Origin of the sequence: Plantactinospora sp. GCM10030261 (genome assembly GCF_042666615.1) — a bacterium.
Lineage (GTDB): Bacteria > Actinomycetota > Actinomycetes > Mycobacteriales > Micromonosporaceae > KBS50.
Genome location: NZ_JBHTDD010000001.1, coordinates 266,326 through 291,145, shown reverse-complemented (window position 1 = coordinate 291,145; position 24,820 = coordinate 266,326). Strand labels below are relative to the sequence as shown.

22 protein-coding genes and 3 tRNA genes are annotated in these 24,820 nt (G+C 68.0%); all 25 read left to right on the top strand.

Translation table 11 applies throughout. The annotated features are described in order from the left end of the window. Positions 1-82: 82 nt before the first annotated feature. The gene (locus tag ACFQUZ_RS01420) at positions 83-424 is read left to right on the top strand and encodes a hypothetical protein (RefSeq protein ID WP_377436911.1); all 342 of its coding nucleotides are present in this window, start codon (positions 83-85) and stop codon (positions 422-424) included. 1,005 nt (positions 425-1,429) lie between these two features. Further along, complete coding sequence (locus ACFQUZ_RS01415) at positions 1,430-1,582, top strand: hypothetical protein (RefSeq protein ID WP_377436909.1); 153 nt, start codon at positions 1,430-1,432, stop codon at positions 1,580-1,582. A 39-nt stretch (positions 1,583-1,621) separates the two neighbouring features. Next, the gene (locus ACFQUZ_RS01410; protein ID WP_377436908.1) at positions 1,622-4,153 is read left to right on the top strand and encodes a putative bifunctional diguanylate cyclase/phosphodiesterase; all 2,532 of its coding nucleotides are present in this window, start codon (positions 1,622-1,624) and stop codon (positions 4,151-4,153) included. 87 nt (positions 4,154-4,240) lie between these two features. Continuing rightward, positions 4,241-4,313, top strand: a tRNA-Thr gene (locus ACFQUZ_RS01405). A gap of 27 nt (positions 4,314-4,340) precedes the next feature. Beyond that, a tRNA-Met gene (locus ACFQUZ_RS01400) sits at positions 4,341-4,413 on the top strand. Between the two features lie 130 nt (positions 4,414-4,543). Continuing rightward, positions 4,544-4,711, top strand: coding sequence for a 50S ribosomal protein L33 (gene rpmG, locus ACFQUZ_RS01395; RefSeq protein ID WP_377436906.1), 168 nt, complete (start codon positions 4,544-4,546; stop codon positions 4,709-4,711). A gap of 209 nt (positions 4,712-4,920) precedes the next feature. After that, positions 4,921-5,370, top strand: coding sequence for a MaoC family dehydratase N-terminal domain-containing protein (locus tag ACFQUZ_RS01390; protein WP_377436905.1), 450 nt, complete (start codon positions 4,921-4,923; stop codon positions 5,368-5,370). A 1-nt stretch (position 5,371) separates the two neighbouring features. Further along, a complete protein-coding gene (locus tag ACFQUZ_RS01385) occupies positions 5,372-5,767 on the top strand; it encodes a MaoC family dehydratase (RefSeq protein ID WP_377436904.1) in 396 nt (131 codons plus the stop codon). Positions 5,768-5,902: 135 nt separating this feature from the next. Then, positions 5,903-5,975, top strand: a tRNA-Trp gene (locus tag ACFQUZ_RS01380). Positions 5,976-6,100: 125 nt separating this feature from the next. Then, positions 6,101-6,484, top strand: a complete 384-nt coding sequence (gene secE / locus ACFQUZ_RS01375; RefSeq protein WP_377436902.1) for a preprotein translocase subunit SecE — start codon at positions 6,101-6,103, stop codon at positions 6,482-6,484. Between the two features lie 35 nt (positions 6,485-6,519). Beyond that, on the top strand, positions 6,520-7,236 hold the full coding sequence (nusG, locus tag ACFQUZ_RS01370) for a transcription termination/antitermination protein NusG (protein ID WP_377436900.1): 717 nt from the start codon (positions 6,520-6,522) through the stop codon (positions 7,234-7,236). A 222-nt stretch (positions 7,237-7,458) separates the two neighbouring features. Then, entirely contained in the window at positions 7,459-7,890 is a 432-nt protein-coding gene (rplK, locus tag ACFQUZ_RS01365; RefSeq protein WP_377436898.1) for a 50S ribosomal protein L11, read from the top strand. A 62-nt stretch (positions 7,891-7,952) separates the two neighbouring features. After that, the gene (gene rplA / locus ACFQUZ_RS01360; RefSeq protein ID WP_377436897.1) at positions 7,953-8,669 is read left to right on the top strand and encodes a 50S ribosomal protein L1; all 717 of its coding nucleotides are present in this window, start codon (positions 7,953-7,955) and stop codon (positions 8,667-8,669) included. Positions 8,670-8,745: 76 nt separating this feature from the next. Continuing rightward, the gene (locus ACFQUZ_RS01355; RefSeq protein WP_377436895.1) at positions 8,746-8,868 is read left to right on the top strand and encodes a hypothetical protein; all 123 of its coding nucleotides are present in this window, start codon (positions 8,746-8,748) and stop codon (positions 8,866-8,868) included. Between the two features lie 353 nt (positions 8,869-9,221). Beyond that, positions 9,222-9,782 carry a 50S ribosomal protein L10 gene (gene rplJ, locus ACFQUZ_RS01350; protein WP_377436893.1) on the top strand — a complete coding sequence of 187 codons (561 nt, stop codon included), beginning with the start codon at positions 9,222-9,224 and terminating at the stop codon, positions 9,780-9,782. Between the two features lie 57 nt (positions 9,783-9,839). Next, positions 9,840-10,229, top strand: a complete 390-nt coding sequence (gene rplL, locus ACFQUZ_RS01345; RefSeq protein ID WP_377436892.1) for a 50S ribosomal protein L7/L12 — start codon at positions 9,840-9,842, stop codon at positions 10,227-10,229. Positions 10,230-10,811: 582 nt separating this feature from the next. Then, positions 10,812-14,252: a DNA-directed RNA polymerase subunit beta gene (locus ACFQUZ_RS01340; RefSeq protein WP_377436890.1), complete on the top strand. Its 3,441-nt coding sequence runs from the start codon at positions 10,812-10,814 to the stop codon at positions 14,250-14,252. A 133-nt stretch (positions 14,253-14,385) separates the two neighbouring features. After that, a complete protein-coding gene (locus ACFQUZ_RS01335) occupies positions 14,386-18,273 on the top strand; it encodes a DNA-directed RNA polymerase subunit beta' (RefSeq protein ID WP_377436889.1) in 3,888 nt (1,295 codons plus the stop codon). A 171-nt stretch (positions 18,274-18,444) separates the two neighbouring features. After that, positions 18,445-18,771 carry a hypothetical protein gene (locus tag ACFQUZ_RS01330; RefSeq protein ID WP_377436888.1) on the top strand — a complete coding sequence of 109 codons (327 nt, stop codon included), beginning with the start codon at positions 18,445-18,447 and terminating at the stop codon, positions 18,769-18,771. Positions 18,772-18,836: 65 nt separating this feature from the next. Beyond that, positions 18,837-19,196: a hypothetical protein gene (locus tag ACFQUZ_RS01325; protein ID WP_377436886.1), complete on the top strand. Its 360-nt coding sequence runs from the start codon at positions 18,837-18,839 to the stop codon at positions 19,194-19,196. A 79-nt stretch (positions 19,197-19,275) separates the two neighbouring features. Next, positions 19,276-19,890 carry a phage holin family protein gene (locus tag ACFQUZ_RS01320; protein WP_377436885.1) on the top strand — a complete coding sequence of 205 codons (615 nt, stop codon included), beginning with the start codon at positions 19,276-19,278 and terminating at the stop codon, positions 19,888-19,890. A 479-nt stretch (positions 19,891-20,369) separates the two neighbouring features. Continuing rightward, positions 20,370-20,744, top strand: a complete 375-nt coding sequence (gene rpsL / locus ACFQUZ_RS01315; RefSeq protein WP_014440718.1) for a 30S ribosomal protein S12 — start codon at positions 20,370-20,372, stop codon at positions 20,742-20,744. A 1-nt stretch (position 20,745) separates the two neighbouring features. Further along, entirely contained in the window at positions 20,746-21,216 is a 471-nt protein-coding gene (rpsG, locus tag ACFQUZ_RS01310) for a 30S ribosomal protein S7 (protein WP_377436884.1), read from the top strand. A gap of 34 nt (positions 21,217-21,250) precedes the next feature. After that, positions 21,251-23,347 carry an elongation factor G gene (gene fusA / locus ACFQUZ_RS01305; protein WP_377436883.1) on the top strand — a complete coding sequence of 699 codons (2,097 nt, stop codon included), beginning with the start codon at positions 21,251-21,253 and terminating at the stop codon, positions 23,345-23,347. Between the two features lie 261 nt (positions 23,348-23,608). Further along, entirely contained in the window at positions 23,609-24,802 is a 1,194-nt protein-coding gene (gene tuf / locus ACFQUZ_RS01300; RefSeq protein WP_377437475.1) for an elongation factor Tu, read from the top strand. The last annotated feature ends 18 nt before the right edge of the window (positions 24,803-24,820 follow it).

Here is a 24,820-nt window from a genome sequence, read left to right as displayed (position 1 = left end):
CGTCGGGCAGGGCGCAACAGTGGGCAGTGGGCCGATGGTGGGTGGCGTGCTGTCCAGGGCGTTGTGCGGGCACCATGGCCCAGTGCGACTACTGACGGCAGACGAATTCAAGGCCACGTACTGGGCGCCGCCAGCACCCGTCGACGTCGAGGGACGTCCTCCGTTCGACTTCTGGCCCTACTACGACGCCATCCCTCACGATCATTTCGCCGGCCACGACTTCAGCCGTGAGGAGGTAACAAACGTATGGCGGATGCCCGACGGCACCTATCAGCACGTCCTCATCGCGTCCGGAACTCCGAACGTGTTCATGGTGCTCGTGCTCAACCTCCGAACGGCAGCAGTACTTGGCCACCACCTGCTCGACCTCAACAGGCTCTACGGACTAAGCCAGTCACCCGTGACACCACTCGACGAACAATAGGATCGCCCACATCGCCGGCCGGCGCGGTTGCAAACTCCGACACGTCGTAACCACGGCCCGAGTGGATCACACCGGCCGCTCCGAGTGGTCGTCCCGGTCCGGTAGCGTTCCACGGGATGCCGACATCACGGCATGGCCGACGCGCTACCGCCGTCCTCGCCGGTCGCGGACGACCAGCTTCGCCCCGCCGCCGACACTCCACAAGCGACGACCGCCGGATAGGCACTTCCAGAGTGCGCCGATAGATGGGCGCCCCGGCAACGGTGGTGTGGGAAACCGCCGCCCATTCCCGCTCGCCCAGGCGTCAGCCTTTGCCGGATCGATGACCGACTGCTCGTGCTCCTGCTCTTCCCACACGACGTCCTCCTCCGCTCGCAGGATGGCTCCTTCCAGGGAGGCTCGCGCATGGCAGGGCAACCGTTTCAGCGCAGGCGCTGGATGGCCCTGCGGTCCGCCGTCCCCAGGATCGGTGGAAGGCTTCGCCTGCGCTTGAGGAATGGCAGATCACTCGGGGTCGGGCTCCAATTCGGTTATCGACGTACGTAATCCCGCCCCCGGAACTGCCCGACCGGCGCGTTCCTTCGGCGGCCGCCCTTCAGCGATCGGTGAGCGGTGGTGCGAGACACGCCACACCTGCACCGATGCAGCGCTGGCGTACAGTGAGCCACTGGTGCGCCACGGTGGGTCTGAAGGCCGATGCGCGACCCGGGGGTGACTTGCCCGGATTGTGGAACTTGGTCCAGATGAGCGGACTAATCAAGGAAAACCGCCTGGGGTTTACTCCGCCGGCCGGCGCTGGCAGATTGGCGCGGGTGGTCCGGGCGGGATCGTTCTAAGGAGAATTTAAACGAACTGGACCGGCTGGGGGATGCGCGTCATACCAACGGCCCGATCCTTCGCGGAAGCGTCGTACTTGGCTGCCGGTAGCTATGCTGCCCGTCGTCGGTGTGGCACCATCATGGAATCTCCACCTCTCCCCCCGCTTGCACCGACAGGAGTTACAAGATGTCTACTAGTCGCAGACTGGTCCGGCTACTCGGTGTGATCACGGCCTTCGTGGCGGTCGTCGTGGCCGCCTACGGAGTGGCCGACGGCACCGCCGTGACGATGGGACACGACTGGGTGGCCCCCTCGTTCAACCCGGTGATTTTCCGCTAGCCGCTCCACCTAGGCGGGCACTGGCGCGAGAGGACGGTCATGGGCCGGGTACAGCCTGCGCGTCGGCGCTCGACTGATCATGCCTGGCTGTTGACCGCGCCTCTTGCGCTCACCGCCGCAGTTTGCTCAACGATTCTCGCGCTGATCGAGAAGGTCGAGGTCGCGGACCTGCCGGTCGCTGGACTCTTGCTGGCGGCGGCAATAGTGGCGGCCAGTGTTCCGGTGCTCCATGTGGTCACGCTTCGTCAGGGTCTCGCCTTGACGCTGACCGAGATCCCGCTCGTCGTGGCTCTCTACTGGCTGCCACCCCTGCTGGTCGCGATTATCGGGACGGTGGCCGGGTTGGTCACCCAAGTGTATCGACGCGCCTCGCCGCCTAAGTTCTGGTTCAACGTGGCCGCTACCGGCGCGAGCGTCTCCGTAGCGGCCCTCGTCTACGCCGTGCTGCCCGCGTCGTCGGGCGGCGGGCCGGCCGCCTGGCTTCCGCTGTTCGTCGCGGTCATCACCAACAACGTGATCGGGCTGGGCTCGGTGGTAGGGGTGATTTCCCTGCTCCAGGGCTGGGAGGCGGGGCGGGACATCCTTCGTCCAGCGTCTCAGTTACTGACCGCGTGGGTGACGAGCATCGTGGTGGGACTGATCATCCTGATCGCGCTGCGCGAGACGCCATGGTCGGCCCTGTTGCTGGTTGTATTGGCCGGCGCCGGCGTCGCCGTCTACCGGTCCTACGCTCGGTTCGTTCGCCAGCATCGCACCCTGGGGGAGCTGTACGAATTGACCCGCGCGATGAGCGAGAGCGGCAAGGACGGCACGTTGCCGGACGCGCTGCTCGGCCGGGTCCGCAAAATCATGCAGGCTGAGCACGCCACGCTCTGGCTTCCCGCACGGGGCCGGCACCCCGAGGTGCTGCTCACCGCCCGAGTCGACGAACGAGGTCTGTTGGACCAGCCGGACGTTCCGGCGATTGCCCGGGAGCGGGCGTACCGGACCGGCGAGACCGTGGCGTTCGGTGCCCGCTTGAACCCGGATCGCAATATCGCACCCGATCTGCGCCGGCACGGGGTGAAGGATCTGCTCGTCGTTCCGCTGCGTTCCGGCTCCGCCGTGATAGGCACGTTGGAGGTGGCCAACCGGCTGAGCGACATCGGGCACTTCACGCCGAGCGAGATTCCGGTTCTGGAGACGGTGGCCGCCCACGTCGCGGTCGCGCTGGAAAACTCGCGCCTGGTCGACCGGCTGCGCTTCGACGCGTACCACGACGGTCTGACCCAGCTGCCGAACCGCCGCCGGATGACCGCGGCCCTGACCGAGGCGGTGCAGGTCCGGGCCCCGGGCGAGGTGGTGGCCGTGCTGCTGTTCGACGTGGACGACCTGCGCCGGGTCAACGAGACGCTTGGCTACGCCGCCGGCGACAAGGTGCTCGTCGAGGTGGCCGACCGGTTGCGAGCCAGCGCGCCCTCCTCCGCGTTGGTCGGGCGGACCGGCGGTGACGAGTTCCTGGTCCTGCTGCGGCTGGACAGCGCCGAGGCGGCCGTCGACCTGGCTGCCCGACTGCGCGAACAGATCCGCGATCGGATGGTGTTCGGCGAACTAACGGTGGACGTCGAAACAGCGGCCGGGGTGGCGGTCGATCCCGACCACGGCACCGAGCCGGCCCTCCTGTTGCAGCGCGTCGAGGTGGCGGCGATCGCCGCGAAGTCCACCCCGGACGGCGTCCAACTGTTCAACCCGGCGCTGGAGTCGCGGTCGTTGCATCGGCTGGGCCTCGCCGCCGACCTACGCGGGGCCCTGGACGCCGGCGAACTGGAGGTCTACTTCCAGCCCAAGGTGACCCTGCGCGACCGTCGCCTGGTGGGCGTCGAGTGCCTGGCCCGGTGGGAACACCCGACGCACGGCGTCGTCGCGCCGGAGGACTTCGTGGCGATCGCGGAGCACACCGGCCTGCTCGACCGGCTGACCGAGACGGTGCTGCGTGAGGGACTGCGTCGCAGCCGCGACTGGCCGGACACGGACCGCCCGCTGAACATATCGGTCAACCTGTCCGGTCGGACGCTGACCGACCCACAGTTCCCGAATCGGGTCAAGGCGCTGCTGGCGGAGTACGGGATACCGGCCGAACGGCTCACCCTGGAGCTGCGTGAGGACGCGGTGCTGGACGGCACCGACCGCATGGTGCCGGCCCTCCGCCGGCTCCGGGAGGCCGGTGTACGCCTTTCGGTGGACGACTTCGGCACCGGTTATTCCTCCCTGTCCTATCTGCGCCGGTTGCCCGTACACGAGGTCAAGGTCGACCGCTCGTTCGTCCAGGGAATGGCGACCGACCCGGTCGACCTGGCGATCGTGAACGCGGTGGTGACGCTCTCCCAGCAGTTCGGACTGGCGGTGGTGGCCGAGGGCGTGGAGAGCGAGCTGACGCTGGAATTGCTTCAGGACATCGGGTGCCAGATCGGGCAGGGGTTCCTGTTCAGCCGCCCGTTGCCGTACGAACGGCTGGCCGCCTGGGTGGAGGCGCATGCCGATCCAGAGCCGTTGACCGCCGCGGACGTCCGTCGATTACGGGCCGTTCCCTGAGGGCCTCGCAGTCCCCGGGGTCCGATTTCACCTCCCGGGCGCCGCCGTGTACTCTTACCTCTGCGCGTCCTCCGGGAGATCGCGCAGGCCCCCTTAGCTCAGTCGGCAGAGCGTCTCCATGGTAAGGAGAAGGTCTACGGTTCGATTCCGTAAGGGGGCTCAGAGGGTTCTGTTCGAACCCGCTCACGGCGGTGTAGCTCAGATGGCAGAGCAAGCGGCTCATAATCGCTGTGTCGCCGGTTCAAGTCCGGCCACCGCTACGTGAAGCACCGGACGTGAACCTGTGGCCGGTGCGAGGGGCGCCACGAGGCGCCCCGCTTTGCGTGTCCGCGTGACAAGCGTCTACGCTGGCATGCCGTAGTTGACACTTAGCGAGGAAGGCACCCCGCCGTGGCCAAGGCGACCGACATCCGTCCAAAGATCACTTTGGCGTGCGTGGAGTGCAAGGAGCGCAACTACATCACGCGCAAGAACCGCCGTAACAACCCGGACCGCATCGAGCTGAAGAAGTTCTGCCCCCGGGACGGCAAGCACACCCTCCACCGCGAGACCCGCTGATCCGGGTCGGCGCTCGCCGACCGCACTGTTCTTCCGCCGCCGCTCCGGCATCCGGGCCGCTCAGCGCGCCCACCGCTGGGGCGGCGGCGTATGTCACGCCCGTGGTGGCCTCAGGCACACACCGGCGGTGGCCATCGGCGAGCGTCCCGCGCCCGCCGGTGGCGTCTCCGGAGCATCGCGTCTGGACGGATGACCGGTAGGGTCTCGACATGTCGCTGGACCCTTCCCACACCGGCCGGAGCTATCCGCCGACCGCCCCCTACCAGGTGGGGCGAGAGAAGATTCGTGAGTTCGCCACCGCCATCGGAGCCTCCGACCCAGCCCACCACGACCTCGATGCCGCGCGCGCCCTGGGCCACCGGGACCTGGTTGCCCCGCCGACCTTCCCGGTCGTCGTCGCAGCGGCCGCCGGGCAGCGGATCTTCGACGATCCGGAGATCGGGGTCGACTACAGCCGGGTGGTCCACGGTGATCAGCGGTTCGCCTACACCCGGCCCGTGGTGGCGGGGGACGAGCTGGTCTGCGCCAGCGCCATCGAAGAGATCACCAACCGGGCCGGGCACGGCTTCCTGACCACCCGGACCGAGGTGACCACGACCGCCGGCGAGCCGGTCGTCACGGTCTGGTCCAAGATCGTCGTACGCGGGACGGAGGACTGAGATGGACCTGCCGGTCAAGACGTACCGGATCACCCGAGCCGACCTGGTCCGCTACGCGGGCGCCTCGGGCGACTTCAATCCCATCCACTGGAGCGACCGGTTCGCCACCAAGGTTGGCCTGCCCGGGGTGATCGCGCACGGCATGTTCACCATGGCCCTGGTGGGTCGGGCGGTCGCCGAGTGGGCCGGCGCTCCCGACGCGGTGCTGGAATACAGCGTGCGCTTCACCCGGCCGGTCGTGGTGCCGGACACCGACGAGGGCACCGAGATCGAGGTACGGGCCACTGTGCGCGAGGCGACGGACGACCGCACGGTGCTCAGCCTGGCCGCGAGCTGCCAGGGGGAGAAGGTGCTCTCCCAGGCTCGGGCGGTGGTCCGGGGCGCGCTGGCCGGTTGACGGTGAGAACCGCGGAACGGGGCACGGACGGTACCGGTTGGGAAACTCGTGCCTCTACCCGTACACTGGTCCGCCGTGGGGTAAGCGACCCCCGCTCTGGCGTGCGTGCCCGGGCGGAGTTCGTCCGCCCCGCCTAGGGGTGTAGCTCAATTGGCAGAGCAGCGGTCTCCAAAACCGCAGGCTGCAGGTTCAAGTCCTGTCACCCCTGCGCCTTGGGCCTGACCGTTCCGGGGGGTCGGAGTTCCGCCGGCTGGAGTCCGGGACGGCGTGACGAGCGCAATGTGACGTGCGTCCACCGACGTGCGAACCTGACATCCCGCGACGGAGGACGAAGTGGCCGAGAGCAATCGGCGTGGCGATGACGCCGCGGACGACCGCCTTGACGACGGCGTGACCGATGACGTCGTCGAGGATGAGGTTGACGACGAGGACGAGCCGGTCGGTCGGGGTGGCACCGCGACCCGCTCGCGGAAGCGGGCCGAGTCGGCGGACAGCCGGAAGGCCAAGCCGGAAACCGAGCGGGTCGGAATTTTCGGCCGCATCGCGCGGTTCTTCCGTGAGGTCGTCGCCGAACTGCGTAAGGTCATCTGGCCGACCCGCAAGGAGCTGCTGACCTACACCGCCGTGGTGGTGACGTTCGTTGCGGTGGTGCTGACCATCGTGGCCGTGCTGGACTTCGCCTTCGCCAAGGGCGTGTTGTGGGTCTTCGGCGACTGACGAGCCGAGCTGCGAGAAAACGGAAGTGAGCGAGCGTGCCTGAATACGACGAGACCATCGAGCCGACCGACGACCAGTCGCCGGTGGCGACGGCGGCCGGTGACGAGTCGGTCCAGGCCGCCGCCGAGCCGGATGTCGCGCCGGAGGTCGACGAGGACTACGACCCCGTGGCCGAACTGCGGCAGAAGCTGCGCTACGCCCCAGGTGACTGGTACGTCGTGCACTCGTACGCCGGCTACGAGAACAAGGTCAAGACCAACCTCGAGACCCGGATCACGAGCCTGGACATGGAAGAGTTCATCTTCCAGGTCGAGGTGCCGACCCGGGAGGAGGTCGAGGTCAAGAACGGCAAGCGGCTCCAGGTGCAGAACAAAGTCTTCCCGGGCTACATCCTGGTGCGGATGGATCTGACCCCGGAGTCGTACTCCTGCGTCCGCAACACTCCCGGTGTCACCGGCTTCGTCGGCGCCACAGACCGGGCCGACCGGCCCGCGCCGCTGTCGCTGAACGAGGTGCTCAAATGGCTCGCCCCGGCGGTGCAGACCGCCGAGCAGAAGAAGGTCAAGCCCGAGGTCAAGGTCCTGGACTTCGAGGTCGGCGACTCGGTCACCGTCACCGACGGCGCGTTCGCATCGCTGCCGGCGACGATTTCCGAGATCAACGCTGACCAGCAGAAGCTTAAGGTGCTGGTTTCGATCTTCGGTCGAGAGACGCCGGTGGAGCTCAACTTCAACCAGGTCGCCAAGATCTGAGTCGGCTGGCGCGGCTTCCGCGCCGACCGGCCGGGTGGCGCGGTGGCGCGCCGGGCCCGCGGGGGAGGCGTCGCGCCGAGCCTCCGGGCGACGGCACACCACCTCGGCGGATCGCCGCTCATCGCGCTGCGCTACCCTAGAACGTCGCTCGCGACGCGGTTGACCGTGCCCGCCGCGGGTGCCTCAGGTGCACATCCACCAGATCACGTCCCAGGAAGAGACATGCCTCCGAAGAAGAAGCTCGTCAAGACGTTCACGCTGCAGTTGCCGGCGGGCCAGGCGACCCCGGCCCCGCCGGTCGGTCCCGCGCTGGGTCAGCACGGCGTGAACATCATGGAGTTCTGCAAGTCGTACAACGCGCAGACCGAGTCTCAGCGGGGCGACATCGTCCCCGCCGAGATCAGTGTGTACGAGGACCGGACCTTCACCTTCGTGCTGAAGACCCCACCGGCCGCCCGCCTGCTGCTCAAGGCCGCGGGTGTGGCCAAGGGCTCCGGCGTGCCGCAGAGCGACAAGGTCGGCGCGGTGAGCCGTGCCCAGCTCCGCGAGATCGCCGAGAAGAAGATGGCCGACCTCAACGCGAACGACGTCGAGCAGGCCGAGAAGATCATCGCCGGCACCGCCCGGTCGATGGGCATCACCGTCAACGACTGACTTCCACCGTGGGAGGGGCACGGCGACACGTGACCCGCCAGCGACCACAGGAGTAGAGAAACATGCAGCGCAGCAAGAGCTACCGCAAGGCCGCCGAGGCCATCGACAAGAACAAGCTGTACGCGCCGGCCGAGGCGATCAAGCTGGCGAAGGAGACCACCTCCGCGAAGTTCGACGCCACGGTCGAGGTCGCTATGCGGCTCGGCGTCGACCCGCGGAAGGCCGACCAGATGGTCCGCGGCACGGTCAACCTGCCGCACGGCACCGGCAAGACCGCCCGTGTGATCGTCTTCGCGGCCGGCGCCAAGGCCGAGGAGGCCGCCGCCGCCGGTGCGGACGAGGTGGGCACCGACGAGTTGGTCGCCCGGATCCAGGAAGGCTGGCTGGACTTCGACGCCGCCATCGCCACCCCGGACCAGATGGCCAAGATCGGCCGAATCGCGCGGATCCTGGGCCCGCGCGGCCTGATGCCGAACCCGAAGACCGGCACGGTGACGATGGACGTCACCAAGGCGGTTTCCGACATCAAGGGTGGGAAGATCACCTTCCGGGTGGACAAGCACTCCAACCTGCATCTGATCATCGGTAAGGCGTCGTTCTCCGAGGACCAGTTGATCGACAACTACGCCGCGGTCCTCGACGAGGTGCTGCGGGCCAAGCCGTCCGCGGCCAAGGGCAAGTACCTCAGGAAGGTCACCGTCACCACCACCATGGGTCCGGGTGTTCCGATCGACCCGAATGTGGTGAAGAACCTGCACGAGGTCCCGGCCGCCGCCTGAGCGGACCGGTACGCCGGAACACACACGGTCGCCATCGGGGCGTCCCCATTCGTGGGGGCGCCCCGATTCGTCGTTCGTGGCCCGCCAGGCCGCCCGGACCGGCCGGGTCACCGCCCGGACCGGCCGGGTCACCGCCCGGGCCGGCCGGGTCACCGGCAGCCGGTCGGGCCGCCAGCCGGCCGGGATCCGGCGGGCGTGAGCCGGCTCACCCGGAGACGCCATGAGCCGGACCGGTTTGCCGGTGGTCCCTGCGGTCCCGTACTCTTGCCGGGAAGTTCCACCCAGAGACCGCTGGTCACCGTGTTCGCACGGTCGAAGGTCCCGTCCCTCGCGGCGGGCGGCCCGCGCAGGGCGGTAAGCGAAATCGGCAACGCGCGCATGGTCCGCCGACCGTGCCCAAGGTGTGGTCCGTCGACCACCCGTCGTTCGCCGCTGTCGCCCCGTGCGCCCTGCGCCGGGGCGTTTTCCGTTTGTGGCGGTCCCTCCGATGTTCCGCACCGGATCGATCCGGGCGGTGACAGGCCCAGCATGACGCAACGAGAGAGGAGGGACATGGCGGACAAGCCGGTTCGGGCCGACAAGGCCACGGCCGTCACCGAGCTCACCGATCGCTTCCGCGGCGCGGGCGCCACGGTGCTGACCGAGTACCGGGGCCTCACGGTTTCCCAGCTGACCCAGCTGCGGCGCTCGCTCGGTCGGGAGACGACGTACACCGTCGCGAAGAACACGCTGGCCAAGCGTGCCGCGACGGACGCGGGCATCGACGGCCTCGACGAGCTGTTCACCGGTCCTACCGCGCTCACCTTCGTGTCCGGCGATGTCGTCGAGGCGGCTAAGGGTCTGCGCGATTTCGCGAAGGCCCACCCGCAGCTCGTCATCAAGGGCGGTGTGTTCGAGGGCAGGGCGATCACGGCATCCGAGGTCACCCGGCTCGCGGACCTGGAGTCCCGTGAGGTGCTGCTGGCCAAGCTGGCCGGCGCGATGAAGGGCAACCTGAGCAAGGCCGCGGCCCTGTTCCAGGCGCCCCTCGCGCAGACCGCCCGCCTGGCGGCTGCCCTGCAGGAGAAGCGCGCCAAGGAAGAGCCTGCGGAGCAGGCCGAGCCTGCCGCCTGACGCGGTCGGTTCGACGTACCACAAGTCTTGAAAGTTCTTGAGGAAAGGACGCCAGACATGGCGAAGCTCAGCACCGACGAGCTGCTCGACGCGTTCAAGGAGATGACGCTGATCGAGCTGTCCGAGTTCGTGAAGCAGTTCGAGGAGACCTTCGAGGTCACCGCGGCCGCACCGGTCGCCGTTGCCGCCGCCGGCGGTGGCGCGGGCGCGGCTCCGGCCGAGGCCGAGCCGGAGAAGGACGAGTTCGACGTCATCCTCGACGCGGACGGCGGCAAGAAGATCCAGGTCATCAAGGTCGTGCGTGAGCTGACCGGCCTGGGCCTCAAGGAGGCCAAGGACGCGGTCGAGTCCGCGCCGAAGGCGATCCTGGAGAAGGTCAACAAGGAGACCGCCGACAAGGCCAAGGCCAAGCTCGAGGGCGAGGGCGCCAAGGTCACCCTCAAGTGAGGTGACGTGCGCTCGGGTCCGCGAGGCCTTGATTCACAGCACGGCCCGGTGGGCGGCGCTCCGGCGACGGAGCGCCGCCCACCGGCGTTTCCGGTCCAGCCGCCGTTCCGGTCCAGCGCGCCCGGCGCCGTCGGGCGCGTCTTTCGGCCGGTCGGAGCCCGGTCGCTGGGCGGCCGCCGTTGGAAAGACCTCCCTCGACAACCGCTCCGGCCCTTGACGCGACCGACGAGGGCAGGCACGCTGACATCAGCAAGACCTTCCGCGCTTGCGACAGCCATCCGAGGGGTAATAGCGGCCTTGCACCAGGAAGCCGCGACAGCACCCCGGCCGGTGGCCGCGGGAAGCGTGCGGAGACGTGTCACGGCGCCCTCTGAAGCGCCTGGCGACCTCGGGTCGGGGCACGTCCGCAACGCAATGCCGTGGCGGGCTGGACAGCGGTTAGCCGCTCGGCTACACTGCTAGTTTGCGCTGCCTTCCGACTTGACCCCTGCTCGGAATGTCCGGTTTGGGCGTTTGGAGTGGGGCCATTGGAGTGCACGCGTACCAGCCGTTCTGCAGCACCGGTCCTCGGAAGGACGCATCTTGGCAGCTTCCCGCCCTGCGAAGACCAGTCGTACGTCGAGCGCTTTCGCTCCCCGCCGAGTTTCATTCGGCAGGATCACGGAACACCTCGAGGTCCCCAACCTTCTCGCCATCCAGACGGAGTCCTTCGACTGGCTCGTCGGCAACGAGGCTTGGCAGGGCCGGTCGGCGGACGACCCGCACGCGCGCTCTGGCCTCGCGGAGATCCTCGACGAGATCAGTCCCATTGAGGACTTCTCCGGCACCATGTCACTGTCCTTCTCCGCTCCGCGGTTCGACGAGGTCAAGGCCTCGATCGAGGAGTGCAAGGAAAAGGATCTGACCTACTGCGCCCCGCTGTTCGTGACCGCCGAGTTCACCAACAACACCACCGGCGAGATCAAGAGCCAGACGGTGTTCATGGGTGACTTCCCGATGATGACGCCGAAGGGCACCTTCATCATCAACGGCACCGAGCGCGTGGTCGTCAGCCAGCTCGTCCGGTCCCCGGGCGTGTATTTCGACAAGCAGCCGGACAAGACCTCCGACCGCGACCTCTCCAGTGTCAAGGTCATCCCGAGCCGGGGTGCCTGGCTGGAGTTCGACATCGACAAGCGCGACACCGTCGGTGTCCGCATCGACCGCAAGCGTCGCCAGGCCGTGACCGTCCTGCTCAAGGCCATCGGTTGGTCCGCCGAGCAGATCCGCGAGCGGTTCGGCTGGTCCGAGTTGATGATGACCACCCTCGAGAAGGACCACATCGCCGGGGTGGACGAGGCGTTGCTCGACATCTACCGCAAGCTGCGGCCGGGTGAGCCCCCGACCCGGGAGAACGCCCAGACGCTGCTGGACAACCTGTTCTTCAACCCCAAGCGGTACGACCTCGCCAAGGTCGGCCGGTACAAGTTCAACAAGAAGCTCGAGATCGACGTGCCGATCAACAAGGGCACGCTGACCGAGGACGACATCGTCGCCACCGTGGAGTACCTCTGCCGGCTGCACGCCGGTGAGGAGAGCTACGAGGCTGACGACATCGACCACTTCGGCAACCGTCGCCTGCGTACGGTCGGCGAGCTCATCCAGAACCAGGTCCGGGTCGGCCTGTCCCGGATGGAGCGGGTCGTCCGGGAGCGGATGACCACGCAGGACGTCGAGGCGATCACGCCGCAGACCCTGATCAACATCCGTCCGGTGGTGGCGGCGATCAAGGAGTTCTTCGGCACCTCGCAGCTGTCGCAGTTCATGGACCAGACCAACCCGCTGGCGGGTCTGACCCACCGGCGTCGGCTCTCGGCGCTGGGCCCGGGTGGTCTTTCCCGGGAGCGCGCCGGCATGGAGGTCCGCGACGTCCACCCGTCCCACTACGGCCGGATGTGCCCGATCGAGACGCCGGAAGGCCCGAACATCGGCCTGATTGGCGCGCTGTCCGCGTTCGCGCGGGTCAACCCGTTCGGCTTCATCGAGACGCCGTACCGCAAGGTGGTCGACGGCCGGGTCACCGACCAGATCGACTACCTGACCGCCGACGAGGAGGACCGGTTCGTCAAGGCGCAGGCCAACGCGCCGCTGCGGGCCGACGGCTCGTTCGCCGAGGACCGGGTGCTGGTCCGCCGTAAGGGTGGCGAGACCGAGGACGTACCGCCGAACGCGGTGGACTACATGGACGTCTCGCCGCGCCAGATGGTGTCGGTGGCGACGGCGATGATCCCGTTCCTCGAGCACGACGACGCCAACCGGGCCCTGATGGGTGCCAACATGCAGCGTCAGGCGGTGCCGCTGGTCAAGGCGGAGTCGCCGCTGGTCGGCACCGGCATGGAATACCGGGCGGCGGTCGACGCGGGTGACCTCGTGGTCGCCGAGGTCGGCGGCGTGGTCGAGGACCTGTGCGCGGATTACATCACCGTGCACCAGGACGACGGGCACCGGCGCACCTACCTGTTGCACAAGTTCCGCCGCTCGAACGCCGGCTCCTGCGTGAACCAGAAGCCGGTCGTATTCGAGGGGGCCAGGGTGGAGGCCGGCCAGGTCATCGCCGACGGGCCGTGCACCGACGAGGGTGAGATGGCGCTCGGGCGCAACCTGCTCGTGGCCTTCATGACCTGGGAGGGACACAACTACGAGGACGCGATCATCCTGTCGCAGCGCCTCGTGCAGCAGGACGTGCTCACCTCGATCCACATCGAGGAGCACGAGGTCGACGCCCGCGACACCAAGCTCGGCCCGGAGGAGATCACCCGCGACATCCCGAACGTCAGCGAGGAAATGCTCGCCGACCTCGACGAGCGCGGCATCATCCGGATCGGCGCCGAGGTGTCGCCCGGCGACATCCTGGTTGGCAAGGTCACCCCGAAGGGTGAGACCGAGCTGACGCCGGAGGAGCGGCTGCTTCGCGCGATCTTCGGCGAGAAGGCCCGCGAGGTGCGGGACACCTCGCTGAAGGTGCCGCACGGCGAGAACGGCACGGTGATCGGCGTTCGGACCTTCTCCCGGGAGGACGGCGACGAGCTGCCGCCGGGGGTCAACGAACTGGTCCGGGTGTACGTCGCCCAGAAGCGGAAGATCCAGGACGGCGACAAGCTCGCCGGCCGGCACGGCAACAAGGGCGTCATCTCCAAGATCCTGCCGGTCGAGGACATGCCGTTCCTGGAGGACGGCACCCCGGTCGACATCGTGCTCAACCCGCTGGGCGTGCCCAGCCGGATGAACATCGGTCAGGTCCTGGAGACCCACCTCGGGTGGGTGGCCAAGACCGGCTGGAAGGTCGAGGGCGACGACGCGGACTGGAAGAAGGCTCTCGCGGCGATCGGCGCGGATTCCTCCGAGCCGGACACCAACGTGGCCACCCCGGTCTTCGACGGGGCCAAGGAGGCCGAGATCTCCGGCCTGCTCGACTCCACGCTGCCCAACCGGGACGGGAAGCAGTTGATCGGCGCGAGCGGCAAGGCGCAGCTCTTCGACGGTCGGTCGGGCGAGCCGTTGCCGGACGCGATCGCGGTCGGCTACATCTACATCCTGAAGCTGAACCACCTGGTGGATGACAAGATCCACGCCCGGGCGACCGGTCCGTACTCGATGATTACCCAGCAGCCGTTGGGTGGTAAGGCGCAGTTCGGTGGCCAGCGGTTCGGCGAGATGGAGTGCTGGGCCATGCAGGCGTACGGTGCCGCGTACGCCCTGCAGGAGCTGTTGACCATCAAGTCCGACGACGTTCTGGGCCGGGTCAAGGTCTACGAGGCGATCGTCAAGGGCGAGAACATCCCGGAGCCGGGCATCCCGGAGTCGTTCAAGGTGCTGCTCAAGGAGCTGCAGTCGCTGTGCCTCAACGTCGAGGTGCTCTCCAGCGACGGGGTGGCCCTGGAGATGCGAGAGACCGACGACGAGGTGTTCCGCGCGGCCGAGGAACTCGGCATCGACCTGTCCCGGCGTCCGAACGAGGGCGTCAGCAGCGTCGAAGAGATTTAGCGGTTGGTTTCCGAGGGCCCTGCCCACCTGGTTCTGGGCGGTCAGGCTTGATCCCGACGCCGAGCGGGCAGGCCCCGGAGACCGACGAGCGACGGCCACAAGCGTTACCTGACGTATGAGGGATGGAAATTAAGTGCTCGACGTCAATTTCTTCGACGAGTTGCGCATCGGTCTGGCTACCGCCGACGACATCCGTCAGTGGTCGCACGGCGAGGTCAAGAAGCCCGAGACGATCAACTACCGCACGCTCAAGCCGGAAAAGGACGGGCTCTTCTGCGAGAAGATCTTCGGTCCGCAGCGGGACTGGGAGTGCTACTGCGGTAAGTACAAGCGGGTCCGGTTCAAGGGCATCATCTGTGAGCGCTGCGGCGTCGAGGTGACCCGCTCCAAGGTCCGCCGCGAGCGGATGGGCCACATCGAGCTGGCCGCACCGGTGACGCACATCTGGTACTTCAAGGGTGTGCCGAGCCGGCTGGGCTATCTGCTCGACCTGGCGCCCAAGGACCTCGAAAAGATCATTTACTTCGCCTCGTACGTGGTGACCGGGGTGGACTCCGAGGCGCGTCACCGCGACCTGGCGACCATCGAGAACGAGATCCTGGCGGAGAAGCGCCAGGCGGAGAACAGCCGTGACTCGGAGATCGAGAAGCGGGCCGCGAAGCTCGAGTCCGACCTTGCCGACCTGGAGGCGGAGGGCGCCAAGGCCGACGTCCGCCGGAAGGTCAAGGAGGGCGGCGAGCGGGAGATGCGCCAGATCCGCGATCGGGCGCAGCGCGAGATCGACCGCCTCGACGAGGTGCTGGACACGTTCCGCAAGCTGGAGCCGAAGCAACTGGTCACCGACGAGCTGCTGTACCGGGAGCTGCGCGACCGGTTCGGTGAGTACTTCACCGGCGGAATGGGCGCCGAGGCGATCAAGGCCCTGGTGCAGAACATGGACCTGGACGCCGAGGCGGACAACCTCCGCGAGGTCATCCGGTCCGGCAAGGGTCAGCGGAAGATCCGGGCGCTCAAGCGGCTCAAGGTGGTCGCGGCGTTCCTCAACACCCGCAACTCGCCGCTGGGCATGGTGCTCGACTGCGTACCGGTGATCCCGCCGGACCTGCGGCCGATGGTGCAGCTCGACGGTGGCCGGTTCGCCACCAGCGACCTGAACGACCTGTACCGCCGGGTGATCAACCGGAACAACCGGCTCAAGCGCCTGATCGACCTGGGTGCCCCGGAGATCATCGTCAACAACGAGAAGCGGATGCTGCAGGAGGCCGTCGACGCGCTGTTCGACAACGGCCGCCGTGGTCGGCCGGTGACCGGCCCGGGTAACCGTCCGCTGAAGTCGCTGTCCGACATGCTCAAGGGCAAGCAGGGCCGGTTCCGGCAGAACCTGCTGGGTAAGCGCGTCGACTACTCCGGCCGGTCGGTCATCGTGGTCGGCCCGCGGCTCAAGCTGCACCAGTGCGGCCTGCCCAAGCAGATGGCGCTGGAGCTGTTCAAGCCGTTCGTGATGAAGCGACTGGTCGACCTCAACCACGCGCAGAACATCAAGTCCGCGAAGCGGATGGTCGAGCGGCAGCGGCCGGTCGTGTGGGATGTGCTGGAAGAGGTCATCACCGAGCACCCGGTGCTGCTGAACCGGGCGCCGACCCTGCACCGGCTGGGCATCCAGGCGTTCGAGCCGCAGCTGGTCGAGGGCAAGGCCATCCAGATCCACCCGCTGGTCTGCACGGCGTTCAACGCCGACTTCGACGGTGACCAGATGGCGGTGCACGTGCCGCTCTCCGCCGAGGCGCAGGCCGAGGCGCGGATCCTGATGCTGTCCTCGAACAACATCCTCAAGCCGGCCGACGGCAAGCCGGTGACCATGCCGACCCAGGACATGGTCATCGGGCTGTACCACCTGACCCACCTGACGCCGGGGAGCAAGGGTGAGGGCCGGGTGTTCAGCTCGGACGCCGAGGCGCGGATGGCGTTCGACGCTCGCGAGCTGGACCTGCAGGCGCCGGTGCGGATCCGGCTGCGTGGCGTCACCGAGGTGGACAACGGCCGGGGTGGCGAGCCGTGGACCGCTCCGGAGGACTGGACCCCCGGTGACCCGGTCACCGTGGAGACCACGCTCGGTCGGGTGCTGTTCAACGAGACCCTGCCGCCGGGCTACCGCTTCGTGAACTACGAGATCCGCAAGGGTCAGCTCTCGGCGATCGTCAACGACCTCGCCGAGCGCTACCCGAAGGTGGCGCTGGCGGCGACGCTGGACGGTCTCAAGGAGGCCGGCTTCCACTGGGCCACCTGGTCCGGCGTCACCATCGGCATGGGTGACGTCATCGCGCCGCCGCGCAAGCGGGAGATCCTGGCGCGGTACGAGGCCGAGGCCGACCGGATCGACAAGCAGTACCAGCGTGGTCTGATGACCGCCGAGGAGCGTCGCGGCGAGCTCATCGAGATCTGGACGAAGGCCACCAACGAGGTGGCCAAGGAGATGGACACCGCACTGCCGCAGGAAAACCCGCTGTGGAAAATGATCAACTCGGGTGCCCGCGGTAACCTGCTCCAGCTCCGGCAGATCGCGGCGATCCGTGGTCTGGTGGCCAACCCGAAGGGCGAGATCATCCCGCGGCCGATCAAGGCCAGCTACCGGGAGGGTCTGTCCGTGCTGGAGTACTTCATCTCCACCCACGGTGCTCGGAAGGGCCTCGCGGACACGGCGCTGCGGACCGCCGACTCGGGTTACCTGACCCGTCGTCTGGTGGACGTCTCGCAGGACGTGATCATCCGCGAGGAGGACTGCGGCACCGACCGGGCCATTCCGATGCAGGTCGGCGAGCACGTCGACGGCAAGCTCGTCGTGCACGAGCACGCCGAGACCGGTGTGCACGCCCGGACCCTGGCCGACGACATCAAGGGCCCGGACGGGACCCTGGTCGCCGAGCGCGGGGTGGACATCAACTCGATCGTCGTCGACAAGATTGTCGCCGCCGGCGTGGAGAACGTGCGGGTGCGCAGCGTGCTCACCTGCGAGTCGAAGCTAGGCGTCTGCGCGGCCTGCTACGGCCGTTCGCTGCCGACCGGTAAGACGGTGGACGTCGGCGAGGCGGTCGGCATCATCGCCGCCCAGTCGATCGGTGAGCCGGGCACCCAGCTGACCATGCGGACGTTCCACACCGGTGGTGTCGCCGGTGAGGACATCACGCAGGGTCTGCCCCGGGTCACGGAGATCTTCGAGGCGCGGATCCCGAAGGGCAAGGCGCCGATCGCCGACACCCCGGGTCGGGTCCGGATCGAGGACGGCGAGCGGTCGCGGAAGATCATCGTGGTGCCCGACGACGGCAGCGACGAGATCGTCTACGACAAGGTCTCCAAGCGGGTCCGGCTGCGGGCCCACGACGGTGATCATGTCGGCGTCGGCGAGAAGCTCACCGAGGGCACGATCGACCCGCACGAGCTGCTGCGCATTCTCGGCCCCCGGGCGGTGCAGGTGCACCTCACCCAGGAGGTCCAGGAGGTCTACCGGTCCCAGGGTGTGCTCATCCACGACAAGCACATCGAGATCATCATCCGCCAGATGCTCAAGCGGGTGACCGTGATCGACTCCGGCTCGACCGAGTTCCTGCCGGGTGTGCTTGTCGACCGAGCGGTCTTCGAGTCGGAGAACCGCCGGCTGGTGTCGGAGGGCGGCGAGCCCGCCGCCGGACGGCCCCAGCTCATGGGTATCACCAAGGCGTCGCTGGCCACCGACTCGTGGCTGTCGGCGGCGTCCTTCCAGGAGACCACCCGGGTGCTGACCGACGCGGCGATCAACGCCCGCAGCGACTCGCTGATCGGTCTCAAGGAGAACGTCATCATCGGTAAGCTCATCCCGGCCGGTACGGGCATCAGCAAGTACCGCAACGTCCGGGTCGAGCCGACCGAGGAGGCGAAGGCCAAGGTGTACTCGATGACCGGGTACCCGGAGACCGACTACGGGTTCGGCCCGGCCAGCGGCCAGGCGGTGCCGCTGGACGACTTCGACTTCGGGTCGTACCGCTAAGAGGTTCACGGACGCCGGGCGTCCCGCGTCGCCGTCATGGACGGCCACGTGGGGCGCCCGGCGCTTTGCGTCGAACGGTGTCCCAGTCCCCGGCGGCTGGCGCAGCACAATTCCACCCGTCCGCCGATGTTGTGGTGGCAGGGACCGGGGCGGGTGCCGGATGATGATCGTATGGATCCGTGGGCGATCGTCTTGCTCGTCGTTGTGGGCGTTGGCCTGTTCACGGTCTTCTCCGGGGCGCGGGGGACGGAGCGGGCGCGGGAGCGTGCACGACTCCACGCCCGATTGGCAGCCGTCGAGCGCAAGGTGGACCTGGTCATGGCTCACCTGCACGTCCCGGACGTTCCGCCCGAACACCCGGAGGTGGTCCGCCATCTCGAACGGGGTGAGCGGATCCACGCGGTAAAGGCGTACCGGGAGCGGACCGGGGCCGGGCTCGCGGACGCCAAAGCGGCCGTGGACCGCATTGCCGAAGAGCGGGGCCTGCGGTTCAAGTAGCAGACGCTGGTCCGCTCACCACGCGGTCCGCATGATCCTTCGGCGCCTCGATATACCCTGGATCGGTGGAGACCACCTCGACCGCGCTATCCGGCGGCCCGGCGCGCCACCCGCTGGACCCGGATCCGGTCCGCTCCACCAAGGCACGGACGGTGCTCGCGCTCGGGCTGGTAGCGGCGTTGACCGGTCTCTTCGTCGGCGGTGTTGTCCCGGCAACCCTGGCGCTCGTGCTGTCCCGGCAGGCACGCCGGCAGGCGTACGCGGCCGGCGGCTATCTCACCGGTGGCGCGCTGCTGCGCCGCGGCGAGCGGCTGGCCTGGATCGGCATCCTGCTGGCGATCACCACGGTCGTCATCGGGTTGATCATCGGCATCCTGCGCTTCGCCGGCCCGGCGGGGCACGACTTCGCGCCGACCGTCGACTGACGATGCGTGGCCGGCTTCGCCGTCGAGCCGGCGACGGTAGCCTGGACCCGTAGGTGATCGTTGGTATGGGGAGGAAGCGGTGACCCAGGACGCCCAGCCGTCGCCGGACGACGCGCCGGCCCGCGCCGGGCAGCCGTCGCCGAACGCCGCGCCGCCTCCCGCTGCCGGCGGATATCCCACCGCGCCCCCTCCGACCTGGCATGCGGACCCGGCCCCGGCGGGTATGTCCGCGGGGCGGCAGCCCTGGCCGACGCCGTCCCCGGCGCCGGTGCCGCCGCCCCCGGCAGACGCGGTTCGCCGGACCACCCGGGTCGATCCGGTTCCCGGTACGCCCTTCGGCGTGGTGCAGCTCGCCGTCCCTCCGGTGGTCGCCGGTACGGCGGTGGGCGCCTTGGTCGCCGGCATCGGATCCATCCTGGTCGCCCTGCTGGTGGCCCTGTTCGGTCTGCTGGGCGCCCGGGACGGTTGGGGCGCTCTGGCAGGGGGTGCCTTCGCGGTGCCGAGCGCGTTGGCCGGCCTCGCGGCGGTGCTGCTGGGCGTGATCGGTCGGCGTCAGGTCAACCGGCCCGCACCGCCGCCGGCGGTCCGGTTCACCGGACGAGGGCTGGCGGTGGCCGGCATCGGCTGCGGCGCGGCCGGTCTGGGAGTCACCGTGCTGGCCTTCGCCGCCGCGTTGATCGCCAGCCTCGCCTGAGTAGGGGTCTCCGGTACCGGAAGCCTCGATGAAGGGCCCTTGCTTCGGGTTCTCGGGGCGGGTTCGCTACACTGGATAACTGGAGTCGCCCATGGATCGGGCGGGACGGCGATCGGGTCGGACGAGAGCAATCGCACAGCTCTCCCCGGGCACCCCGTTTTGACCTGTGCTCGCCTGGTGGGTACGCTTTTCCTGCGCTCGGGTTCGCCCGAGCAACTCGCGCGTGCGCTCGTGCCGGCAGGAGCCATCGAGCGGTGCCGCGTGACAAGCCACAAGAAGGGCGCGCGACTTCCGCGCGCAGGTGTTCATCCCGAGCGGGTGCGATGACGTGAGGGAGCCGTGATCGGGCGACACGCCCGACCGCGGGTGCCGGGACCGCCGGATGCGGCCCTGGTGGGAAATGTAGGAGAGCCGCCCGTGGGGCGGTTACGGCGAACGGCGCGGCCGCCACGTGCGGCCGAAGGGAGCGGAGAAACCCGGTGCCAACGATCCAGCAGCTGGTCCGTAAGGGCCGACAGGCCAAGACGAGCAAGACCAAGACGCCGGCGCTCAAGGGCAGCCCGCAGCGGCGCGGCGTGTGCACCCGCGTCTACACCACCACCCCGAAGAAGCCCAACTCGGCGCTGCGCAAGGTCGCTCGTGTCAAGCTGAGCAGCCAGATCGAGGTGACCGCCTACATCCCCGGTGTCGGCCACAACCTGCAGGAGCACTCCATCGTGCTCGTCCGCGGCGGCCGGGTGAAGGACCTCCCCGGCGTGCGTTACAAGATCGTGCGCGGTTCGCTGGACACCCAGGGTGTCCGCAACCGCAAGCAGGCCCGCAGCCGCTACGGCGCCAAGAAGGAGAAGAGCTGACATGCCGCGCAAGGGCCCCGCTCCGAATCGGCCGCTGGTTGCCGACCCGGTCTACAACTCGCCGTTGGTCACCCAGCTGGTGAACAAGATCCTCCTGCGTGGCAAGCGTCAGCTCGCCGAGCGGATCGTCTACGCCGCCCTCGAGGGCTGCCGGGATAAGTCCGGCACCGACCCGGTGGTCACCCTCAAGCGGGCAATGGACAACGTCAAGCCGACCCTCGAGGTCCGCAGCCGCCGTGTCGGTGGCGCGACCTATCAGGTCCCGGTCGAGGTGCGCCCGGGGCGGGCCACCACCCTGGGCCTGCGCTGGCTGGTCTCGTACGCGCGGGCCCGCCGGGAGAAGACGATGGTCGAGCGCCTCATGAACGAGCTGCTCGACGCGAGCAATGGTCTTGGCGCCGCTGTCAAGCGGCGCGAGGACACGCACAAGATGGCCGAGTCCAACAAGGCCTTCGCGCACTACCGCTGGTAAGTCCAGTTACGAGACGACGACAGTAGGGATTGAAGTGGCCGCCGCAGAAGCGCTCGCCAAGGTACGCAACATCGGCATCATGGCGCACATCGATGCTGGTAAGACCACGACCACCGAGCGGATCCTGTTCTACACCGGCATCACGTACAAGATCGGCGAGGTCCACGACGGTGCCGCCGTCATGGACTGGATGGAGCAGGAGCAGGAGCGGGGGATCACCATCACCTCCGCCGCCACCAAGTGCGAGTGGCAGGGCCACACCATCCAGATCATCGACACGCCCGGCCACGTCGACTTCACGGTCGAGGTCGAGCGGTCGCTGCGCGTGCTCGACGGCGCCGTCGCGGTCTATGACGGCGTCGCCGGGGTGGAGCCGCAGACCGAGAACGTCTGGCGCCAAGCGGACAAGTACAACGTTCCCCGGATGTGCTTCGTCAACAAGCTCGACCGGACGGGCGCGGACTTCTTCCGCTGCGTGCAGATGATGATCGACCGGCTGAACGCCACCCCGCTGGTGTTGCAGATCCCGATCGGGCTCGAGTCGGACTTCATCGGCGTCGTCGACCTGGTCTACATGCGCGCGCTGACCTGGCGCGGCGAGACCGTCAAGGGCGAGGACTACGCGATGGAGGAGATCCCCGCCGATCTCGCCGAGTCCGCGGCGGAGTGGCGGGAGAAGCTTCTCGAGACGCTCGCCGACGTCGACGACTCGGTGATGGAGAAGTACCTCGAGGGCGAGGAACTCTCCGCCGAGGAGATCAAGGCCGCCATCCGGCGGGCCACCATCGCCGGCAACGCCAACCCGGTGCTGTGCGGCTCGGCGTTCAAGAACAAGGGCGTCCAGCCCATGCTCGACGCCGTGATCGACTACCTGCCGTCGCCGCTGGACGTCCCGGCGATCGAGGGTACGGCGACCGACGGCGAGACGCCGATGCAGCGGAAGCCGTCGAGTTCGGAGCCGTTCTCCGGTCTCGCCTTCAAGATCCAGACTGACAAGCACCTCGGCAAGCTCACCTACGTCCGGGTGTACTCGGGCGTGGTGGAGACCGGGTCTCAGGTGATCAACTCCACCAAGGACCGCAAGGAGCGGGTGGGCAAGATCTACCAGATGCACGCCAACAAGCGGGAGGAGCGCGGCTCCGCCCAGGCTGGCGACATCATCGCGGTTCAGGGCCTGAAACAGACCACCACCGGTGACACCCTCTGTGACCCGGCCAACCCGGTGATCCTGGAGTCGATGACCTTCCCTGAGCCGGTCATCGAGGTGGCGATCGAGCCCAAGACCAAGGCCGACCAGGAGAAGCTCAGCACGGCCATCCAGCGACTCGCCGAGGAGGACCCGACCTTCCGGGTCAAGCTCGACGACCAGACCGGTCAGACGGTCATCTCCGGCATGGGCGAACTGCACCTGGACATCCTGGTCGACCGGATGCGCCGCGAGTTCAACGTCGAGGCGAACATCGGTAAGCCGCAGGTGGCTTACCGCGAGACCATCCGCCGCAAGGTGGACAAGGTCGAGTACACCCACAAGAAGCAGACCGGTGGTTCCGGCCAGTACGCGCGGGTCATCGTGAGCCTGGAGCCGCTGCCCATGGGGAGCGACTCTCCGACGTACGAGTTCGCCAACGCGGTGACCGGTGGCCGGGTGCCGAGGGAGTTCATCCCGTCGGTGGACGCCGGCGCCCAGGACGCCATGCAGTACGGCATCCTGGCGGGCTTCCCGCTGGTCGGCCTCAAGCTGACCCTGTTGGACGGCCAGTACCACGAGGTCGACTCGTCGGAAATGGCGTTCAAGATCGCCGGCTCGATGGTGCTCAAGGAGGCGGCCCGCAAGGCCGACCCGGCACTGCTCGAGCCGATGATGGCGGTCGAGGTGACGACGCCCGAGGAGAACATGGGCGACGTCATCGGCGACCTCAACTCCCGGCGCGGGATCATCCAGGCGATGGAGGAGCGCAGTGGCGCTCGCGTCGTCCGGGCTCTGGTGCCGCTGTCGGAGATGTTCGGCTACGTCGGCGACCTGCGGTCGAAGACCCAGGGCCGGGCGAGCTACAGCATGCAGTTCGACTCCTACGCCGAGGTTCCGACAAACGTGGCGAAGGAGATCATCGCGAAGGCGACCGGTGAGTGAGCTTCGGCTCGACTCTCCGGATGCCGGGGCGGTGAGACCGCGTCGGTCGCGGGCGGGTAACCTCGCCCGCGGCTGGTACGGATCGGACTGCGTGAACCGGGCCTGATGGTTTCAAAGCCGTAGGACCCATGTGCTGACCGGGCGGTCCGCCGGTCGATCAGCACGGGCCTTCCGGTCCCGCCGGAAGGGCTGTCGACAGAGTCCCCAACGCCGAATGGCGTGCCGGGCGTTACGTTCCAAGAAGTCCACAGGAGGACACCAGTGGCGAAGGCGAAGTTCGAGCGGACTAAGCCGCACGTCAACATCGGCACCATTGGTCACATCGACCACGGTAAGACGACGCTGACGGCGGCCATCACCAAGGTCCTGCACGACCGGTACCCGGAGGTCAACCCCTACACGCCGTTCGACGAGATCGACAAGGCGCCGGAGGAGAAGGCCCGCGGTATCACGATCTCGATCGCGCACGTCGAGTACCAGACCGAGGCGCGGCACTACGCGCACGTCGACTGCCCCGGTCACGCCGACTACATCAAGAACATGATCACCGGTGCCGCGCAGATGGACGGCGCGATCCTGGTGGTCGCGGCGACCGACGGCCCGATGCCGCAGACCCGCGAGCACGTGCTGCTGGCCCGCCAGGTTGGCGTGCCGTACATCGTGGTGGCGCTGAACAAGAGCGACATGGTGGACGACGAGGAGCTGCTCGAGCTCGTCGAGCTCGAGGTGCGCGAGCTGCTCTCGGCCCAGGAGTACCCGGGCGACGACCTGCCGGTCGTGCGCGTCTCGGCGCTGAAGGCGCTCGAGGGCGAGCCGGAGTGGACCGACAAGCTCATGGAGCTGATGAACGCGGTCGACACCGCGATTCCGCAGCCGGAGCGGGAGACCGAGAAGCCGTTCCTGATGCCCATCGAGGACGTCTTCACGATCACCGGTCGGGGCACGGTCGTCACCGGCCGCGCCGAGCGTGGCATCCTCAAGCCGAACGAGGAGGTGGAGCTCGTCGGCATCCGCGAGAAGTCGATGAAGACCACCTGCACCGGCATCGAGATGTTCCGCAAGCTGCTCGACGAGGCACGGGCCGGTGAGAACGTCGGTCTGCTGCTGCGTGGTATCAAGCGCGAAGACGTCGAGCGCGGCATGGTCGTCGTCAAGCCGGGCACCACCACCCCGCACACGGAGTTCGAGGCCACGGTCTACATCCTCTCCAAGGAGGAGGGCGGCCGGCACACCCCGTTCTTCCAGAACTACCGTCCGCAGTTCTACTTCCGGACCACGGACGTCACCGGCGTCGTCACGCTGCCCGAGGGCACCGAGATGGTCATGCCGGGCGACAACACCTCGATGACCGTCAAGCTGATCCAGCCCATCGCGATGGAGGAAAACCTCAAGTTCGCGATCCGGGAGGGCGGCCGGACGGTCGGCGCGGGTCGCGTCACCAAGATTATCAAGTGAGCAAGGTAACCCCGATTA

What these genes read in the sequence shown, in the direction of transcription:
- ACFQUZ_RS01415 (WP_377436909.1), top strand. Translation starts at nt 1,430, where the DNA reads ATGTCTACTAGTCGCAGACTGGTCCGGCTACTCGGTGTGATCACGGCC.
- ACFQUZ_RS01410 (WP_377436908.1), top strand. Translation starts at nt 1,622, where the DNA reads ATGGGCCGGGTACAGCCTGCGCGTCGGCGCTCGACTGATCATGCCTGG.
- ACFQUZ_RS01390 (WP_377436905.1), top strand. Translation starts at nt 4,921, where the DNA reads ATGTCGCTGGACCCTTCCCACACCGGCCGGAGCTATCCGCCGACCGCC.
- ACFQUZ_RS01385 (WP_377436904.1), top strand. Translation starts at nt 5,372, where the DNA reads ATGGACCTGCCGGTCAAGACGTACCGGATCACCCGAGCCGACCTGGTC.
- rplK (WP_377436898.1), top strand. Translation starts at nt 7,459, where the DNA reads ATGCCTCCGAAGAAGAAGCTCGTCAAGACGTTCACGCTGCAGTTGCCG.
- rplA (WP_377436897.1), top strand. Translation starts at nt 7,953, where the DNA reads ATGCAGCGCAGCAAGAGCTACCGCAAGGCCGCCGAGGCCATCGACAAG.
- rplJ (WP_377436893.1), top strand. Translation starts at nt 9,222, where the DNA reads ATGGCGGACAAGCCGGTTCGGGCCGACAAGGCCACGGCCGTCACCGAG.
- rplL (WP_377436892.1), top strand. Translation starts at nt 9,840, where the DNA reads ATGGCGAAGCTCAGCACCGACGAGCTGCTCGACGCGTTCAAGGAGATG.
- ACFQUZ_RS01330 (WP_377436888.1), top strand. Translation starts at nt 18,445, where the DNA reads ATGGATCCGTGGGCGATCGTCTTGCTCGTCGTTGTGGGCGTTGGCCTG.
- rpsG (WP_377436884.1), top strand. Translation starts at nt 20,746, where the DNA reads ATGCCGCGCAAGGGCCCCGCTCCGAATCGGCCGCTGGTTGCCGACCCG.